Origin of the sequence: Nocardioides sp. (genome assembly GCF_030149505.1) — a bacterium.
Lineage (GTDB): Bacteria > Actinomycetota > Actinomycetes > Propionibacteriales > Nocardioidaceae > Nocardioides.
This window is the reverse complement of the sequence record NZ_JASBRN010000081.1, coordinates 15,924-31,759: the sequence shown is the minus strand read 5'-3', so window position 1 is coordinate 31,759 and position 15,836 is coordinate 15,924. Positions and strand designations below refer to the sequence as shown.

General features: G+C 74.4%; 13 protein-coding genes. 9 read left to right on the top strand and 4 right to left on the bottom strand.

The genetic code is table 11. The features are described 5' to 3' along the window. Window positions 1-7 precede the first annotated feature (7 nt). The 3 genes from Q1V71_RS18630 to Q1V71_RS18620 all read right to left on the bottom strand — a co-directional run bounded on the left by Q1V71_RS18630 (window position 8) and on the right by Q1V71_RS18620 (window position 2,937). On the bottom strand, window positions 8-703 hold the full coding sequence (locus Q1V71_RS18630) for a DapH/DapD/GlmU-related protein (RefSeq protein ID WP_300645782.1): 696 nt from the start codon (window positions 701-703) through the stop codon (window positions 8-10). A 99-nt stretch (window positions 704-802) separates the two neighbouring features. Then, entirely contained in the window at window positions 803-1,438 is a 636-nt protein-coding gene (locus Q1V71_RS18625) for an acetoacetate decarboxylase family protein (RefSeq protein ID WP_300645781.1), read from the bottom strand. Then, complete coding sequence (locus Q1V71_RS18620) at window positions 1,435-2,937, bottom strand: NAD(P)/FAD-dependent oxidoreductase (RefSeq protein ID WP_300645780.1); 1,503 nt, start codon at window positions 2,935-2,937, stop codon at window positions 1,435-1,437. The genes Q1V71_RS18625 and Q1V71_RS18620 overlap by 4 nt, the downstream gene beginning before the upstream one ends. 70 nt (window positions 2,938-3,007) lie before the next feature. Between Q1V71_RS18620 and Q1V71_RS18615 the strand changes: the two genes are divergently transcribed. Together Q1V71_RS18615 and Q1V71_RS18610 are read left to right on the top strand one after the other, a co-directional pair. Then, window positions 3,008-3,967: an AraC family transcriptional regulator gene (locus Q1V71_RS18615; protein WP_300645779.1), complete on the top strand. Its 960-nt coding sequence runs from the start codon at window positions 3,008-3,010 to the stop codon at window positions 3,965-3,967. 166 nt (window positions 3,968-4,133) lie between these two features. Next, the gene (locus tag Q1V71_RS18610; protein WP_300645778.1) at window positions 4,134-6,263 is read left to right on the top strand and encodes a PhoX family phosphatase; all 2,130 of its coding nucleotides are present in this window, start codon (window positions 4,134-4,136) and stop codon (window positions 6,261-6,263) included. 94 nt (window positions 6,264-6,357) lie between these two features. Here the strand turns inward: Q1V71_RS18610 and Q1V71_RS18605 are convergent, their stop codons facing one another. Beyond that, window positions 6,358-7,131: an SDR family NAD(P)-dependent oxidoreductase gene (locus Q1V71_RS18605; protein ID WP_300645777.1), complete on the bottom strand. Its 774-nt coding sequence runs from the start codon at window positions 7,129-7,131 to the stop codon at window positions 6,358-6,360. Window positions 7,132-7,208: 77 nt separating this feature from the next. On the opposite strand from Q1V71_RS18605, the gene Q1V71_RS18600 reads away from it, so the two are divergent. From Q1V71_RS18600 to Q1V71_RS18570, 7 genes are all read left to right on the top strand, one after another. Beyond that, window positions 7,209-7,835: a rhomboid family intramembrane serine protease gene (locus tag Q1V71_RS18600; RefSeq protein ID WP_300645775.1), complete on the top strand. Its 627-nt coding sequence runs from the start codon at window positions 7,209-7,211 to the stop codon at window positions 7,833-7,835. Further along, window positions 7,832-8,632: an enoyl-CoA hydratase-related protein gene (locus tag Q1V71_RS18595; protein WP_300645773.1), complete on the top strand. Its 801-nt coding sequence runs from the start codon at window positions 7,832-7,834 to the stop codon at window positions 8,630-8,632. Before Q1V71_RS18600 ends, Q1V71_RS18595 begins: the two co-directional genes overlap by 4 nt. Window positions 8,633-8,691: 59 nt before the next feature. Continuing rightward, window positions 8,692-10,044, top strand: a complete 1,353-nt coding sequence (locus tag Q1V71_RS18590) for an MFS transporter (protein WP_300645772.1) — start codon at window positions 8,692-8,694, stop codon at window positions 10,042-10,044. Window positions 10,045-10,065: 21 nt separating this feature from the next. Then, window positions 10,066-11,091, top strand: a complete 1,026-nt coding sequence (locus tag Q1V71_RS18585; RefSeq protein WP_300645771.1) for an LLM class flavin-dependent oxidoreductase — start codon at window positions 10,066-10,068, stop codon at window positions 11,089-11,091. A gap of 178 nt (window positions 11,092-11,269) precedes the next feature. Continuing rightward, a complete protein-coding gene (leuS, locus tag Q1V71_RS18580; protein WP_300645770.1) occupies window positions 11,270-13,771 on the top strand; it encodes a leucine--tRNA ligase in 2,502 nt (833 codons plus the stop codon). Window positions 13,772-13,776: 5 nt separating this feature from the next. Next, window positions 13,777-14,658, top strand: a complete 882-nt coding sequence (locus tag Q1V71_RS18575) for a DegV family protein (RefSeq protein WP_300645768.1) — start codon at window positions 13,777-13,779, stop codon at window positions 14,656-14,658. A 99-nt stretch (window positions 14,659-14,757) separates the two neighbouring features. Continuing rightward, on the top strand, window positions 14,758-15,819 hold the full coding sequence (locus Q1V71_RS18570; RefSeq protein WP_300645767.1) for a ComEA family DNA-binding protein: 1,062 nt from the start codon (window positions 14,758-14,760) through the stop codon (window positions 15,817-15,819). The last annotated feature ends 17 nt before the right edge of the window (window positions 15,820-15,836 follow it).

The following is a 15,836-nucleotide window of genomic DNA, read 5'->3' as shown; positions in this document are numbered from 1 at the left end:
CCCCGCCTCAGGCCTCGCGCAGCTCGGTCAGCGCTTGCTGGAGGTAGTCCGCGCGCAGCACCGGGCGGACGTCCCCGGTGCGGCCGACCCACCCGACCCCCGGCTCGTAGCGGCGTACGACGCGGGCCGGGGCGCCCGCGACGACCGCGTGGTCCGGGACCTCCCCGCGCACCACGGAGCCGGCGGCGACCACGACGTTGCGGCCCAGCCGGGTGCCCTGAAGCAGTATCGAGCCGTGGCCGATCCACGACCCGGGGCCGATGACGACCGGGTCGTGGCTGCCGAACTGCTCGCCGATCGGCACGTCCGGGTCCTGGTAGCCGTGGCCGGCGTCGGAGACGAAGACGTCCTGACCGAACCACACGCCGTCGCCCACGACGATCGACTCGTGGGCGGTGAGGGTGCAGCGGGCGCCGATGATGCAGCGGTCACCGATGACCAGCCCGCGCTCGGGCATGCCGGGGTCGTCGACGCCGTACCCGACCGAGAGGGTCACCTGGCGCCCGACCAGGGTGTCGCGGCCGACGTGGATGGCGCGCGGGTTCATGATCGTGGCGGTCGGGAAGCCGATGGCCGAGCCCTCGCCGAAGGAGCCGAAGCGGGCGGCCGCGCGTGTGCCCGGCACGATCTCGCCCACGCGGTCCAGCCAGGCCCAGCCGGCCTGCACCAGCGGGCTCAGGACCCGCCTGCCCAGTGACGTCACGTGCGGAGGATAGGGGTTTCGAGACGGCGCTGGCGCGCCTCCTCAACCGGCGGGCGGTCGGGCTGGCGCGCCTCCTCAACCGGCGGGCGGTCGGGGCCTTCAGGATCCGAACCGCATCGAGAAGTCCCGGGCCAGCAGGCTGAGCCCGGGGCGACCGGCGCGCAGCCAGGCCAGCGGGCCGGTCTCCGCGAGGTCCCAGCGCGCGGTCGCGGGCCGCACGGTGCCGCCGGCCCGGATCGGGCTGGCCTTCGTGGCCCCGTCGAGGGTCTGGACCACCGACCCGCGCAGGGGGAGGGGCAGCCGCAGGTCCGGGGCCCGGCGCGGGGAGAAGGACGCCGCGGCGATCGGGCCGTCCGCGGTCTCGGCGTACCGCTCACCGAAGGTCGCGAGGTCCTTGGGGATGCCCCAGTGCCCGCGGCCGCCGGCGACCGAGGTCGGGCTGTCGACCCAGATGTCGGTGATCGACAGCGCCAGGCCGCGGCCGTGCCGCACGAGCACCGCGGCGAGCAGCTCGTCGTAGGCCATCAGCCCGCGCTCGTCGTAGCGGACGAAGGCGGTGGTGACCAGGGCGGTGCCCCGCCACGCGGCAGGACGTACGCCGCTGGGCAGCCGCGGTAGCGCGGCGACCGGCACCCGCCAGGTCGTGATCGCGCCCGTGCCCGCCAGGTCCCACGGCTCCGGCGGGTAGTCCACGGCCTTCGGCTCCTGCTCCCGACCCGTCACCTGCTCGCTCACGAGACCTCCTCCAGCTCCGACCAGTCGACCTCCGCCAACCGGTCCTTGTACTCCTGCACCAGCCCGGGCCAGTTCGTCGTGATGCGGCGACCGTCGGTGTACCAGCTGTCGCAGCCGGCCCACGCGGACCTCGCCAGCCGGCCCTGGACCTCGCGGTCGAAGCCGTCCCAGACCTCCGCACGCGGGGCGACAGCGTGGTGGCGGCCCTCGCGGATGCCGGCGGCGACCTGCGCGACGTAGTCGGCCTGCGCCTCGAGCATGCCGATGATCGAGGAACCTCCGAGGTTGGTGTTGGGGCCGTAGATCGTGAAGAAGTTGGGGAAGCCCGGCACCGTGAGGCCCAGGTGGGCACGGGCGCCGTCGGCCCACACCTCGTCGAGCCTGCGACCGTCGGGCGCGCTGACCTCCATGCCACGCAGGAAGTCGGTGGCCGCGAAGCCGGTGCCCCACACGATCACGTCGACCTCGTGCAGGCGACCGGTGGCGTCGACCACGCCGGTCGGCTCGACCGAGGTCACCGGCTCGGTGACGACCTCCACGTGGGGCCGGGCCAGTGCGGGGTAGAACTCGTTGGAGAACAGCACCCGCTTGCAGCCGATGTCGTAGTCGGGCACGAGCTTGCGGCGCAGCTCGGCGTCGGGGACCTGGCGGCGCAGGTGCGCGCGCCAGACGGTCTTGAGCGCGGCGAGGAACGGTCGGCTGATCGGCGAGCTGCCCACCAGGGCGCCGTTGAGCCGCTCGGAGAGCCAGTAGACGACGTTGCGCTCGGCCGCGAGCACGGCGGGCTGCTTCTCGAAGAGCCGGTGGTGCCACGAGGCGTAGGCCTGGTCCGGCTTCGGCACGACGTAGGGCGCCGAGCGCTGGAAGACCGTCATCGACCCGACCCGGTCGACGATGCCCGGGACGAGCTGGACCGCGCTCGCGCCGGTGCCCACGACGGCGACCCGCTTGCCGGTCAGGTCGACGTCGTGGCGCCACTGCGCGGAGTGGAAGGCCGGGCCCTCGAAGGTGTCCCGGCCGGGGAGCCGCGGGACGACCGGCTCCGAGAGCTGGCCGGTGGCCAGGACGAGCACGTCGGCGTCGTACGTCTGGCCGGCGGAGCCGTCCGGGCCTGCGGTGCGCACCCGCCAGGCGCCGTCGACGTGCTCGGCGCCGAGCACGGTGGTGCCGGTGCGCACGAGGGGCAGCAGGCCCTCCTCCTGCGCGGTGCGTTGGATGTAGTCGAGGATCTCCGGCTGCTCGGAGTAGCGCCGGCCCCAGCGTGGGTTGGGCGCCCAGCTCCAGGAGTAGAGCGGGGACGGCACGTCGCAGGCGGCCTTGGGGTAGGTGTTGTCGCGCCACACGCCGCCGACGGAGTCGCCGCGCTCGAGGACGGTCACGTCGGTCACGCCGCGGCGCAGCAGGGCGCGGGCGGCGCCGAGGCCGCCGAAGCCGGCACCGACGATCACCACACGCGGGCTGGTGCGCGGGCCAGGGGTCTGGTCGGGAGTGCTGGTCACGGCTCCGAGGCTAGGAGCGGACCCGGCCCCGGGGGAGACATCGGCGGAAACGTGGTTGATCATTCCGGACATGTCCCGCACGCTGCCGCCGCCCGGCGCCACCGCCTGGGACTTCCCGCGCTCGGCCGCGGGCGTGCGGCACCTCCTGGCGTACGCCGAGCGCGCCGGCCTGCCGGTGGAGCCGCTGCTGGTGGGCTCGGGCCTGCGGGCCGAGGACCTCGACCGGGTCCAGGTCGTCACCGCCGCGCAGGAGCTGCGCGTGGTCCGTGCGCTGGCCCGGCTGCTGCCCGACAGCGGTGCCGACGTGGGACGTCGCTACACCGCGGCCTCCTTCGGCGTCATGGGCTGGGCGATGCGCGCCTCGGCGACGCTGGGGGAGGCGGTCGGCATCGCGCTGAGCTTCATCGACCTCAGCTTCGCCTTCGTCATCCCGCAGGCGCGACTGGAGGGGGAGCCGGGGGAGGAGCACGTGGTCGCCGAGCTCGACGCGTCCGCCCTGCCCCGCGACGTACGACGCTGGCTGCTCGAGCGCGACGCCACGGCCGTGGCCACGGTGCTGACCTCGCTCGTGCCCGGCGGGGTCGGGCTGGTGCAGGTGGTCGAGGGGGACCGGGCGACCCTGAGCTTCCCCGCGCGCGAGCTGGACCGGCCCCTGGTGCGCGAGCGGGGCGCCGACCACGCGGCGGCCGAGGCCGCCTGCCAGGCGCTCGCCCTCCCGCGCCGCGAGCGCACCGGTGTCGTGGCCGACGTGCGGGTGCTGGTGGCCCAGCGGCTGCGTGAGGGGGCGCCGATGGCCGAGGTGGCCGCCGCCCTCGGGGTCACCGAGCGCACGCTGCGTCGGCGGCTCGCGGCCGAGGGCACGGGCTACCGCGCGCTCGTGGAGGAGGTGCGCTCCGGCCTGGCCGCCGAGCTGCTCGCCGTCGGGCTCCCGGTGGCCGACGTCGCCGTCCGGCTGGGCTACGCCGAGACCGCGCCGTTGACCCGGGCGCACCGGCGCTGGACCGGTCGGCCGCCGAGCGCTGCCCGCTGAGGGACGCGGGCAGGGCAGCTCGCGGTCCAGACCACCGGTCGTTCACCGAACCGTCGTCCCGGCGACAGGTCGAGGCCGCCGAACCGCACCTGCGCGCTTCCTAGGTTTCGTCGCGGCCGGCACCCCGGCCCCCGACCCGCCCATCCCCTGAAAGGGAGAGTCCCCCATGACTCCTGCGCCCGAGGGCCGCACCCTGCTCTCCATCACCCCGCTCGCCGAGCTCGACGGCCCCGACGTGCGGGGCAACCGGCACGGCTCGCGCAGCCGGATGACCTGCTTCTTCCGCTGTGGCAACGCCTGCGACCACCCCGAGCCCAACACCTCGGGCAACGGCCACGTGCGCGACGAGATCGCCAAGGCCGTGGCCCGGCGCTCGGTGCTCAAGGGCGCGGCCGCCGGCTCGGGCGCCCTGGTCCTCGGTGGCCTGGCCTCCGGCGCCGTCGCCGCGCCTGCCGCCGCGACGTCCGGCGGCGGTGCCGCCGCCCGTGCGGGCGCGCCGACCGCCGACCTGGCCCGCGCGGCCTTCACCGCGGTGCGCCCCAACAAGCGCGACGCCGTGGTCACCGCCCCCGGCTTCGACCACGAGGTCGTCATCCGCTGGGGCGACAAGGTCGTGGCCGGCGCCCCCGACTTCGACGTGCGCAACCAGTCCGGCGAGGCCGCCCGGATGCAGTTCGGCTACAACTGCGACTACGTGGGCGTGCACCCGCTGCGCGATGCCAGGAACGACAGGAAGGACCGGGCGCTGCTCGTGGTCAACCACGAGTACACCGACGAGAACCTGATGTTCCCCGCCGACGCCTACTCCGCCGAGCAGGTCGCCGAGATCGGCCTGGCCAACCACGGCATGTCGATCGTGGAGCTGCGCCGCGGCCTGGTCCCCGGCTCGTGGTACCCGGTCACCGACCTCGAGAGGGCGCGCTACAACCGGCGCATCCACCACCGCACCGAGTTCGTCGTCACCGGGCCGGCCGCCGGCGACGACCGGCTCAAGACCGCCGACGACCCGACCGGCACCCGGGTGCTGGGCACCTTCAACAACTGCGCCGGCGGGATGACCCCGTGGGGCACGTCGCTCTCGGGCGAGGAGAACTTCAACCAGTACTTCCAGGCCAGCGGCGAGCTGGACCCCCGCTACACCGACGAGTACGCCCGCTACGGCATCAACGCCACGGGCTCGGGCCGCAACTGGTCCCTCGTCGAGCCGCGCTGGGACCTCACCACCGAGCCGCACGAGCCGCACCGCCACGGCTGGATCGTCGAGGTCGACCCCTACGAGCCCGACGAGGCGCCGGTCAAGCACACGATGCTCGGCCGCTTCAAGCACGAGGGCGCCAACGTCATCGTGTCCAAGGGCTACGCCGTGGCCTACATGGGCGACGACGAGCGCGGGGACTACCTCTACAAGTTCGTCTCCAAGCGCAAGGTCGCCAAGGGCACCTCGCGCAAGGCCCGGCTGGCCAACAAGCGCCTGCTGACCGAGGGCACCCTGTACGTCGCGAAGCTGGTCGGCGACGGCACCGAGGACGGCACCTTCGACGGCAGCGGCGAGTGGATCCCGCTGTGCAGCGACACCGAGTCCTTCGTGCCGGGCATGTCGGTCGCCGACGTGCTGATCTTCACCCGGCTCGCCGCCGACGCGGTGTCGGCCACCGCGATGGACCGTCCCGAGGACGTCGAGCCGAACCTGGCCACCGGGAAGGTCTACGCCGCGCTGACCAACAACTCCCAGCGCGGCAGCCGGTTCGCCGCCGACGAGGCCAACCCGATCACGAGCTCGATGGTGCGCTCGGCCCTCGGTGCGCCGCTGACGCCGGCGTCGGGCAACCGCAACGGCTACGTGCTGGAGATGACGGCGCCGAGCAACGACCACACCGCTGACACCTTCACCTGGGACCTGATGCTGGTCTGCGGCGACCCCGAGGCCCCCGAGACCTACTTCGCGGGCTTCGACAAGGCGCAGGTGAGCCCGATCAGCTGCCCCGACAACGTCGCCTTCGACTCCGAGGGCAACCTGTGGATCTCCACCGACGGCAACGTCCTGGGGTCCAACGACGGCGTCTTCCGGGTCCCGACCGAGGGCCCCGAGCGCGGCAACGTCCAGCAGTTCGTCACGATGCCGCGCGGCGCGGAGGCGTGCGGGCCGCTCATCACCGACGCCAACCGGTCGCTGTTCTTCGCCGTCCAGCACCCGGGGGAGGTCGACGGGGCGACCTTCGAGAACCAGGCCTCGACCTGGCCGCACACCGACGACTTCCCGCGCCCGTCAGTGGTCGTCGCGTTCCGGCGCCGCTGAGCGCAGGCACCCGCCCCGCCCCAGCACGACACCGCGCCCCCGGGACCGGCCAGGTCCCGGGGGCGCGGTGCGTGCGGCGTACGCGACCGGGTGGTCAGGTGATCGTCATGCCGCCGTCGACGGCGAGGGTCTGCCCCGTGACGTACCCGCCCGCCGGGCTGGCGAGGAAGACCACGGCGGCGGCCAGCTCGCGCGGGTCGCCCTTGCGGCCGGCGGGGATGCGCCCCTGCTGGGACTCCAGGTAGCCGGGCGGGTACTGCTCGGTCATCTCGGAGGCGAAGAAGCCCGGGGCGATGGAGTTGACCCGGATGCCCTTGCGTCCGGTCCACTGCTGCGCCAGGTCGCGGGTCAGCCCGTTGAGGCCGGCCTTGGACGCGGCGTACGCCGCCTGGGGGAGGCCCGCGGTGGTGATGCCGAGGACCGAGGAGATGTTGATGATGCTCGAGCCCTCACCCATGACGCGGCCGCAGGCCTGGGCCATCCAGTAGCAGCCGTTGAGGTTGACGTCGATGACGTTCGTGAACTGCTCGACGCTCTCGCGGGTGGCCGGGACGGCGGTGCCGATGCCGGCGTTGTTGACCAGCACGTCGACGTGGCCGAACTCCTCCATCGCCAGCGCCACGATGTTCGTGCAGTCCTCCGGCCTCGCCACGTCGGTCGCCACGCACAGGGCCTTGCGGCCGGCCGCCTCGACCAGCTTCGCGGTGTCGGCGAGCCGGTCGACCCGGCGGGCGCCGAGCACGACGTCGGCGCCGGCCTCGGCCAGGCCCTGGGCGAAGGCGACGCCCAGGCCGCTGGAGGCGCCGGTGACGATCGCGACCTTCCCGTCGAGGCGGAACATGTCGGGCACGGTGCTCGGAGTGCTCATGCGGGCATCGTAGGGGAGCGGCGATCCCGGACCGATCACTCGCTCGGTCCCGTGTCGCGGCCCGTACGCTCGGGGGCATGGCACCCGCCTCCTCCACCCGCACCGGTAGCCGACCGCGCACGTGGCCGACGGCCGCGGCGCTGACCCTCGGGTTCACCGCACTCCTGTGGGTCCTCGAGGCCTGGGACCAGTGGACACCCGCGGTGCTCGACGACGACGGCATCCGCCCGCGCAGCTCCGAGGGGCTCCTCGGCGTGCTCCTCGCGCCGCTGCTGCACGGCGGCTGGGGGCACCTGGAGGCCAACACCCCGCTCGTGCTGCTGCTGATGTTCCTGACCCTGCTGGGCAACATCGGCCGCGGGCTCGCCGTGACGGCCGTCATCTGGCTCGTGGCCGGCATCGGGACCTGGCTGGTCGCGCCCTCGGACACCGTGCACGTCGGGGCGTCGGGGCTGGTCTTCGGCTGGCTGGTCTTCCTGGTGCTGCGCGGCTGGTTCGCCCAGAGCCTGGGCCAGGTGCTGCTGGGGGCCCTGCTCTTCCTCGCCTACGGCGGCATCCTGTGGGGCGTGCTGCCCGGACAGCCCGGGATCTCCTGGCAGGGGCACCTCTTCGGGGCGGTCGGCGGGCTCGTCGCGGCGCGGCGGTTCGCGAGCCGGGACGAGACCCGCGAGGCTGCCCCGACGCCGTACCGTCGGCGCGCGTGAGCCAGGACCCCGCCACCCAGGACCCCGCGACCCGCGACCTCCGGATCGAGCGGGCGCCCGGCGTCGTGACCGTGACCTTCGACCGGCCGCACCGCCACAACGCCTTCACCCGCGAGATGTACGCCGCGATGCGCGCGCTCTGCGAGGAGCTCGCCACCGACCCCGACACCCGGGTGCTCGTGCTGCGCGGGGCCGGTGGCCGGGCCTTCGCCGCCGGCAACGAGATCTCCGACTTCCTGGAGCAGGAGCCCGTGGCCTACGAGGACTGGATCCGCGAGCTGCTCGAGGCGCTCTTCGCCCTGCCGCAGGTGACGGTCGCGGTGGTCGACGGGGTCTGTGTGGGCGGAGGCCTGGCCGTGGCCACCCACTGCGACCTGCGCCTGGCCACGGCCGGCTCCCGGTTCGGCTACCCGATCGCCCGCACCCTCGGCAACGCGCTGGCCGGCTCGATCGTCTACCGCTGTGCGAGCGTCTTCGGGGAGTCGCTGACCCGGGAGATGCTGCTCGCCTCCCGGCTGGTCGACGCCCCGCGCGCCCACGCCGTCGGTGCGGTGATGACGGTGGCCCCGGACGCCGAGGAGCTCGACGCCGAGCTCGCCCGGCTGCTCGAGGGCCTCGCCGCCGCCAGCCCGGTCACCATCCGGGCGACCAAGGGCCAGCTGCTCGACCGCGCCCGCCGGCTCGAGGTCTCGCCCGCCGCTGACGCCGAGATGCTCCGCGAGGTCTACACCGGACCCGACTTCGCCGAGGGCGTCCGGGCGTTCCTGGCCAAGGAGAAGCCCGCCTTCCGCGGCTGAGCGGGCACGTTCCATCGGCCGGCGGAATCAGCCGCCGCGCCCCGGTGTTGTGCCCGGTCGTGACCTCGGACCAGCAGCGCGACGACTCCCGTCGGGTGAGCACCGTCCTCGGTCTCCTCTTCGGCCTGTCCGCCTCCGGCTCGGCCTCCGCGGCGATCGTGCTGTCCGACGTGGCGGCCGAGTTCGACGTCTCGGTCGGCCAGGCCGCGTGGGTGATCAGCCTCTACGCGCTGCTGCTCGCCGTCACCACCGCCGTGCACGGCCGGATCTCCGACCTGGTCGGGGTGCGCACCCCGCTGCTCGTCGGCGTCGCGTTGATGGCCGGCGGCGCCGTCGCGGCGGCCCTGGCGCCGACGTACCCCCTCCTCCTGCTCGCCCGCCTGCTCCAGGGAGCCGGTGCGGCCGCCGTGCCCGTGCTCGGCGTCGCCGCCCTCAGCGCGCGGTACGACGGCGCCGTCCGCAACCTCGCGCTGGGTCGGCTCGCGGGCTGGTCGGCGGTGGTCGCCAGCCTGGGCCCGCTCATGGGCGGGGCGATCGAGGCCGCCTTCGGCTGGCGGGCCGTCCTCGCACTGCCGGCACTCGGGCTGCTGGTGCTGCCGCTGCTCTGGCACGCCCTGGGCGCCACCGGCAGCGGCGCCGACCTCGACGTCCCGGGTGCGGTGCTGGTCGGGCTCACGGCCGCCGGGCTGGTGCTGCTGGTGCAGTCGCCCTCGACCGGCCTCGTCGTCGCCCTGGTCGGTGCGGTGCTGCTGGTGCTGGGCGCCCCCGTCACGGCCCGGCGGGTGCGCCGCCGACCGGAGGGGTTCCTCCCGCTCGTGGTCGTCACCGACCCGGCCGTCGTGCGCAGCGCGACCGCGGCCGCGGCGGTCCCGGCCGCGTGGTTCGGGCTGCTCATCGCCGTGCCTGCGGTGCTGGTGGCCGACGGGTGGGAGCCGTGGCAGGTCGGGATGCTGCTGGTGCCCAGCGCCCTGGTCGCGCTGGTGGTGCCGCGGGTCACGGGCCCGCTCCTGAGCCGGATCGGACCCTCGCGCTCGCTGGCGATCAGCGCCGGCAGCGCCTCCTTCGCGCTCGCGCTCTCCGCGGTCGGCGTCGGCACCTCCCAGGTCGCGGTCATCGCCGCCGCGGTCGTCGTGGTCACCTTCGCCTTCCTGCTCGGCCAGCCGGCCCTGTCGGCTGCCGTCGGCCAGGCCGTGCCCGCCGAGGTCCGCGGGGTCGCGCTCGGCATCGCGACGCTGGTGTTCCTCACCGGCGGCTCGGTCGGCTCCGCGGTCGTCGGCGGCCTCGGCGACACCGTCGGCATGGGCACGGCCCTGGTCGTCCTCGCCGCCCTCCCGCTGCTCGCCCTCCTGGTCCTCGCCCCGCTGCTGCGCCGACCGGTCCCCGACCCGTTGGTCGAGCAGCCCGAGCGCTAGCGAGGGCGTCGTCGAGACCGGGTGAGCTGCCTGTGGGCGGCGACCACAGTCCGCTGCTGCGGTCTCGACGACGGCTCGCTGGCGCTCGCCTGCTCGACCATCAGTCGTCCGCGCGGACGAGCGCTGTTGCTGTGGCAGCATCCGGCCATGCAGCTGGGCATGACGCTCCCCGTGATGGAGCCGGACCTCTGGGACGCACCGGACACCCTCGAGCGCTGGGCGCGCACCATCGACGAGGGGCCGTTCTCCAGCCTCTGCTTCGGGGAGCGGATGGCCTTCGCCAACCCGCACTCGCTCACGCTGCTCGGCGCGGTCGCGGCCTGGACCTCGCGGGTCCCGATCGTCACCACCGTCCTGGTGCCGCAGCTGCACGACCCGGTCACCCTCGCCAAGGCGCTCGCGACCGCCGACCGGCTCAGCGGCGGTCGGTTGACCGTCGGGGTCGGCGTCGGGGGACGCGAGGAGGACTACCGCGCGGCGGGGGCCGACCCGGCGACCCAGACCATGCAGCAGATGGCTGATCGGGTCGCGGTGATGCGTCGGGTCTGGGCGGGGGAGGACGTCACCGGCGCGACCTTGCCGGTCGGGCCGCCGCCGCTGCAGGCCGGCGGTCCGCCCGTGCACGTCGGCACCATGGGACCGCGCACCGTCCGGCACGCCGCCGCGTGGGCCCAGGGCCTGGCCGGCGTCACCCTCGACCTCGACCCCGCCGGCGTCGCGGCCCTCTTCCACACCGCCCGCACCGCCTGGGCCGAGGCCGGGAAGCCCGCACCGCACCTGGCCACGTCGTTCTGGTTCGCCCTCGACGACGGCGACGGGTCGGCGCGGGCCCAGGTCCACCGCCACCTGCGCCACTACATGAACTGGATCCCCGCCGACCTCGTCGACGCGATGGCCCCGACGACCGGGTACGCCGGCACGCTGGCCGGGCTGCGCGAGGTGCTGCTGCGGATGGCTGCCGCCGGCGCCGACGAGGTCCAGCTGATCCCCACCGGCTCCGACGTGCGCCAGGTCGAGGAGGTGGCCGCCCTGGTCGGCTCGCTGTGACGGGCGCGCCGGGGGCGAGTAGCATCGACCCCGTGCGCCAGGACCTGCTCCTTACCTAGCCGCGACGGCCAGCACCACGCCGCCGCGGCTGCCCCTCGTGCCCGAGGGGTTTTTTTGTGCCCGGAGCCAGACCACGAGCCAGGTCCACCGACGTGAGCCAGACGCGAGAGAGACAGTGATGAGCGAGCACCAGCAGGAGCAGGACCCGACGACGTACGACGTCACGGCCGTCGAGGAGAAGTGGCGCCCGGTCTGGGACCGGCTGCAGCCCTTCCGCGCCGACGACGACTCCCCGCGCGAGAAGAAGTACGCGCTCACGATGTTCCCCTACCCCTCCGGCGACCTGCACATGGGCCACGCGGAGGTCTTCGCCCTGCACGACGTCGTGGCGCGCTACTGGTGGCAGCGCGGCTTCGAGGTGCTCAACCCCATGGGGTTCGACTCCTTCGGCCTGCCCGCCGAGAACGCCGCGATCCGCAACGACGAGCACCCGGCGACGTACACGAAGGCCAACATCGCCAAGTCCATCGAGTCCTGCCAGAAGTACGCCGCGTCCTTCGACTGGACGCGCACCTTCAACACCAGCGACCCGGAGTACTACCGCTGGACCCAGTGGCTGTTCGCGAAGTTCTACGAGCGCGGCCTGGCCTACCGGAAGAACAGCCCTGTCAACTGGTGCCCGCAGGACCAGACGGTGCTGGCCAACGAGCAGGTCGTGCAGGGCACGTGCGAGCGGTGCGGGGCGGAGGTGACGAAGAAGGAGCTGACCCAGTGGTACTTCAAGATCACCGACTACGCCCAGGAGCTGCTGGACGGCCTGGACGAGCTGGAGAGGACCTGGCCCGACCGCGTCGTCACCGCGCAGCGCAACTGGATCGGCCGCTCCGAGGGTGCCCACGTCGACTTCGCGATCCAGGGCCGTGAGGAGCCGGTCACGGTCTACACGACGCGTCCCGACACCATCTTCGGCACCACCTTCATGGTCGTGGCCGTCGACGCCGCGCTGGCCGAGGAGCTGGTGACCGACGCGCAGCGCCCGGCCTTCGAGGCCTATCGCGAGGAGGTCCGCAAGGCCAGCGAGATCGAGCGCCTGGCCACCGACCGACCCAAGACCGGGGTCGACCTGGGCGTCACCGCCACCAACCCGGTCACCGGCGAGCAGATCCCGGTGTGGGCCACCGACTACGTCCTGGCCGACTACGGCACCGGCGCGGTCATGGGCGTGCCCGGCGGCGACCAGCGCGACTGGGAGTTCGCCACCGCGATGGGGCTGCCGATCGTGCGCACCACCGAGGTCCCCGAGGGCTTCGAGGGGGAGGCGTACGCCGGGGAGGGCCCGGCCATCAACTCACCGGCACCCGGGGTCGCCTCGGCGCTGACGCTCAACGGGCTGTCGGTCGCCGACGCCAAGCGGGCGGCCATCGACTTCCTGGAGGAGATGAAGGTCGGCCGGGGCGCGGTGAACTTCCGCCTGCGCGACTGGCTGCTGAGCCGCCAGCGCTACTGGGGCGCCCCGATCCCGGTCGTGCACTGCCCGGTGGACGGCGAGGTGCTGGTGCCCGAGGACCAGCTGCCGGTGCTGCTGCCCGAGCTGCGCGGCGCCGACCTGAAGCCGCAGGGCACCTCGCCGCTGGCCGCGGCGACCGAGTGGGTCAACACCAGCTGTCCCACCTGCGGCGGCCCGGCCACCCGCGACGGGGACACGATGGACACCTTCGTGGACTCCAGCTGGTACATGTTCCGCTACTGCTCCCCGCACGAGACCGACCGCGTCTTCGACAGCGCCAAGGTCAACGCGTGGATGCCGACCAACCTGTACGTCGGCGGCGTCGAGCACGCGGTCCTGCACCTGCTCTACGGACGGTTCTTCACCAAGGTCCTCAACGACATGGGCCTGGTCGACTTCCGCGAGCCGTGGTCGGCCCAGCTCAACCAGGGCTTCGTCATCAACCAGGGCAAGAAGATGTCCAAGTCCCTGGGCAACGGCGTCAACCTGGGCGAGCAGCTGGACGCCTTCGGCGTCGACGCGGTGCGCCTGACGCTGGTCTTCGCCGGCCCGCCCGAGGACGACATCGACTGGGCGAACATGTCGCCCGAGGGCTCGCTGAAGTTCCTGCAGCGCGCCTGGCGGCTGTCGGGAGACGTCACCTCCGAGCCCGGGCTCTCCTTCGACACCGGTGACGTCGCGCTGCGCCGGGTCACCGCCCGGACCGTGCACGACGCGGCCGAGCTGGTGGAGTCCTACCGCTTCAACGTCGTCGTCGCGCGGGTGATGGAGCTGGTCAACGCCACCCGCAGGGCCATCGACTCCGGGTGCGGTCCCGCCGACCCGGCGGTGCGCGAGGCCGTGGAGGCGGTCGCCGTCCTCCTGTCGCTGGTGGCGCCGTACGTCGCCGAGGAGATGTGGGAGCGGCTGGGCAACAACCCCGACCACGACCGCACGGTGGCCCGCGCCGGCTGGCCGGCCGTCGACCCGGCGCTGCTGGTCGAGGACACCGTCACCTGCGTCGTGCAGGTCAAGGGCAAGGTCAAGGCCCGCCTGGAGGTGGCGCCCGACGTCACCGAGGACGCCCTGCGCGAGGCCGCGCTGGCCGATCCCGACGTGCAGCGCGCCATCGGCGATGCGACGGTCCGCACCGTGATCGTGCGTGCGCCCAAGCTGGTCAACGTGGTGGTCTGAGACCCGTGGCAGCACACCACCGCGTCGCCGTCGTCACCGACTCCACCGCCAGCCTCCCCGAGGAGGTGGCGGCCGAGCACGGGATCGTCGTCGTGCCGCTGCAGGTCGTCATCGGCGCCGAGGTGCTCGACGAGGGCTCGGAGGGGGCGACCCCGACCCGCGTGGCCGAGGCGCTGAGGGAGTGGACCCCGGTCTCGACCTCGCGACCGTCGCCTGCGGTGATGCTCGAGACCTACCGCGACGTCGCCGCCGTCGGTGCCGAGGAGGTCGTCTCCATCCACCTGTCGTCGGAGATGAGCGGGACCTACGAGTCCGCGCAGCTCGCAGCCCTGGAGTCGCCGATCCCGGTGGTCACCGTCGACACCCGCCAGGTGGGCGTGGCGACCGGGTTCGCCGCGCTGGCCGCGGCGCGCGCTGTCGCCGAGGGTGCCAGCGCGGCCGAGGCGGCCGAGGCGGCCCGGGCCTGCTCCGGCGAGGCGGCGTCGCTGTTCTACGTCGACACCCTCGAGTACCTCCGCCGGGGCGGGCGGATCGGCGCCACCGCCGCCCTCCTCGGCGGTGCGCTCGCGGTCAAGCCGCTGCTGAAGATCCAGGACGGCCGGGTCGCCCCGCTCGAGAAGGTCCGCACCTCCGGTCGCGCCCTGGCCCGGCTCGAGGAGCTGGCGGTCGAGGCAGCCGAGGCGCTGGGCCCTGAGCAGGACGTCGACGTCGCCGTCGCGCACCTGGCCAACCCTGAGCGCGCCGCCACCCTCGCGGCCCACCTGACCGAGCGGCTCGCGGGCCGGCTCGACGGCCGACCGGTCACGTGCGGGGAGCTCGGCGCCGTGCTCGGCGCCCACGTCGGCCCGGGCATGATCGCCGCCTGCGTCGCCCCGCGCCCACGCTGACGGCCCGCCGGTCGTCCACAGCGGTGCCGCGCTGCGGGCGCGTCCCCAGCGGCGCGCGTCCCCGCGGGCAGGGCGTCGCGCCGTTCCTAGCGTGGGTCCATGCGAAGCCGCCGCTCCGACCCCGACCGCCGCGAGGTCGTCGCCCACCGGCTCTCCCTGCTCGCGCCGGTGCCGGGGAGCGGTGACCCTGCTCGCATGGCCGGACCGCCCGGGGAGCCCGGTCCGGGTGCGGAGGTGTCGCCGTGGTGGGGGACCCACACGCGTGTGCGCGACGACGCCGCGGTTGCGACGGCGGCCGAGGACCCCGGCTCCGCACCTGCTCCGACGCCGCCCAGCGAGCCGGCCGGGGTGTGGCCCGAGCACGTGGTCCGCCCGGCGACCCGGGTGCCGCCGCCGACCCCGCCACCGACGGAGGCCGCCCCGTCCGCGGTCCGGGTGCCCGTGCCGGGTCGGCACGCGTCGCGACGCCCGCGGGCCCGACCGGGGCTGCCGACCGGCCCGCTGCTGCTGGCGCCCGCCCACCTCGCGGTGCTCGCGGTCGCGGTGGCGCTGGCGCTGGCCCTCACGAGCTGGTGGGTCGTCCGCTCCGACCCGGTCCCGGTCGCCGCGCCGGCTACTCCCGGCCCGGGGGAGACGGCCGCGCCCCTGACTCTGCTCGAGCCCGAGGGCGCCCCCGTCGGCGCCGCGGCCGAGGCGGGGGCGGCCGAGGCGGGGGCAGGGGTCGTGGTGGTCGACGTGGCCGGCAGGGTCCGGCGTCCGGGTGTGGTCGAGCTGCCCGTCGGGTCGCGCGTGGTGGACGCGCTCGAGGCCGCTGGCGGGGTCCGGGGCGGCGTCGACCTCAGCGCCCTCAACCTGGCGAGGGTCCTGGTCGACGGAGAGCAGGTGCTGGTGGGCGCGCAGCCGGCACCGGCTGTCGGAGCGGTGCCCGGGACGGCAGCGCCCCCTGTGCCCGGCGCCACCGCCCCGGCCGCCCTCGTCGACCTCAACACCGCCGACCAGGCGGCGCTCGAGGCACTTCCGGACATCGGGCCCGTGACGGCGCAGGCCATCCTCGCCTGGCGCACCGAGAACGGCGGCTTCACCGCCGTGCAGGAGCTGCTCGAGGTCGACGGCATCGGCCCCGCCACCCTGGAGACGCTCGCCCCGCTGGTGACGGTCTGAGCGGGCAGGTGCCGCCC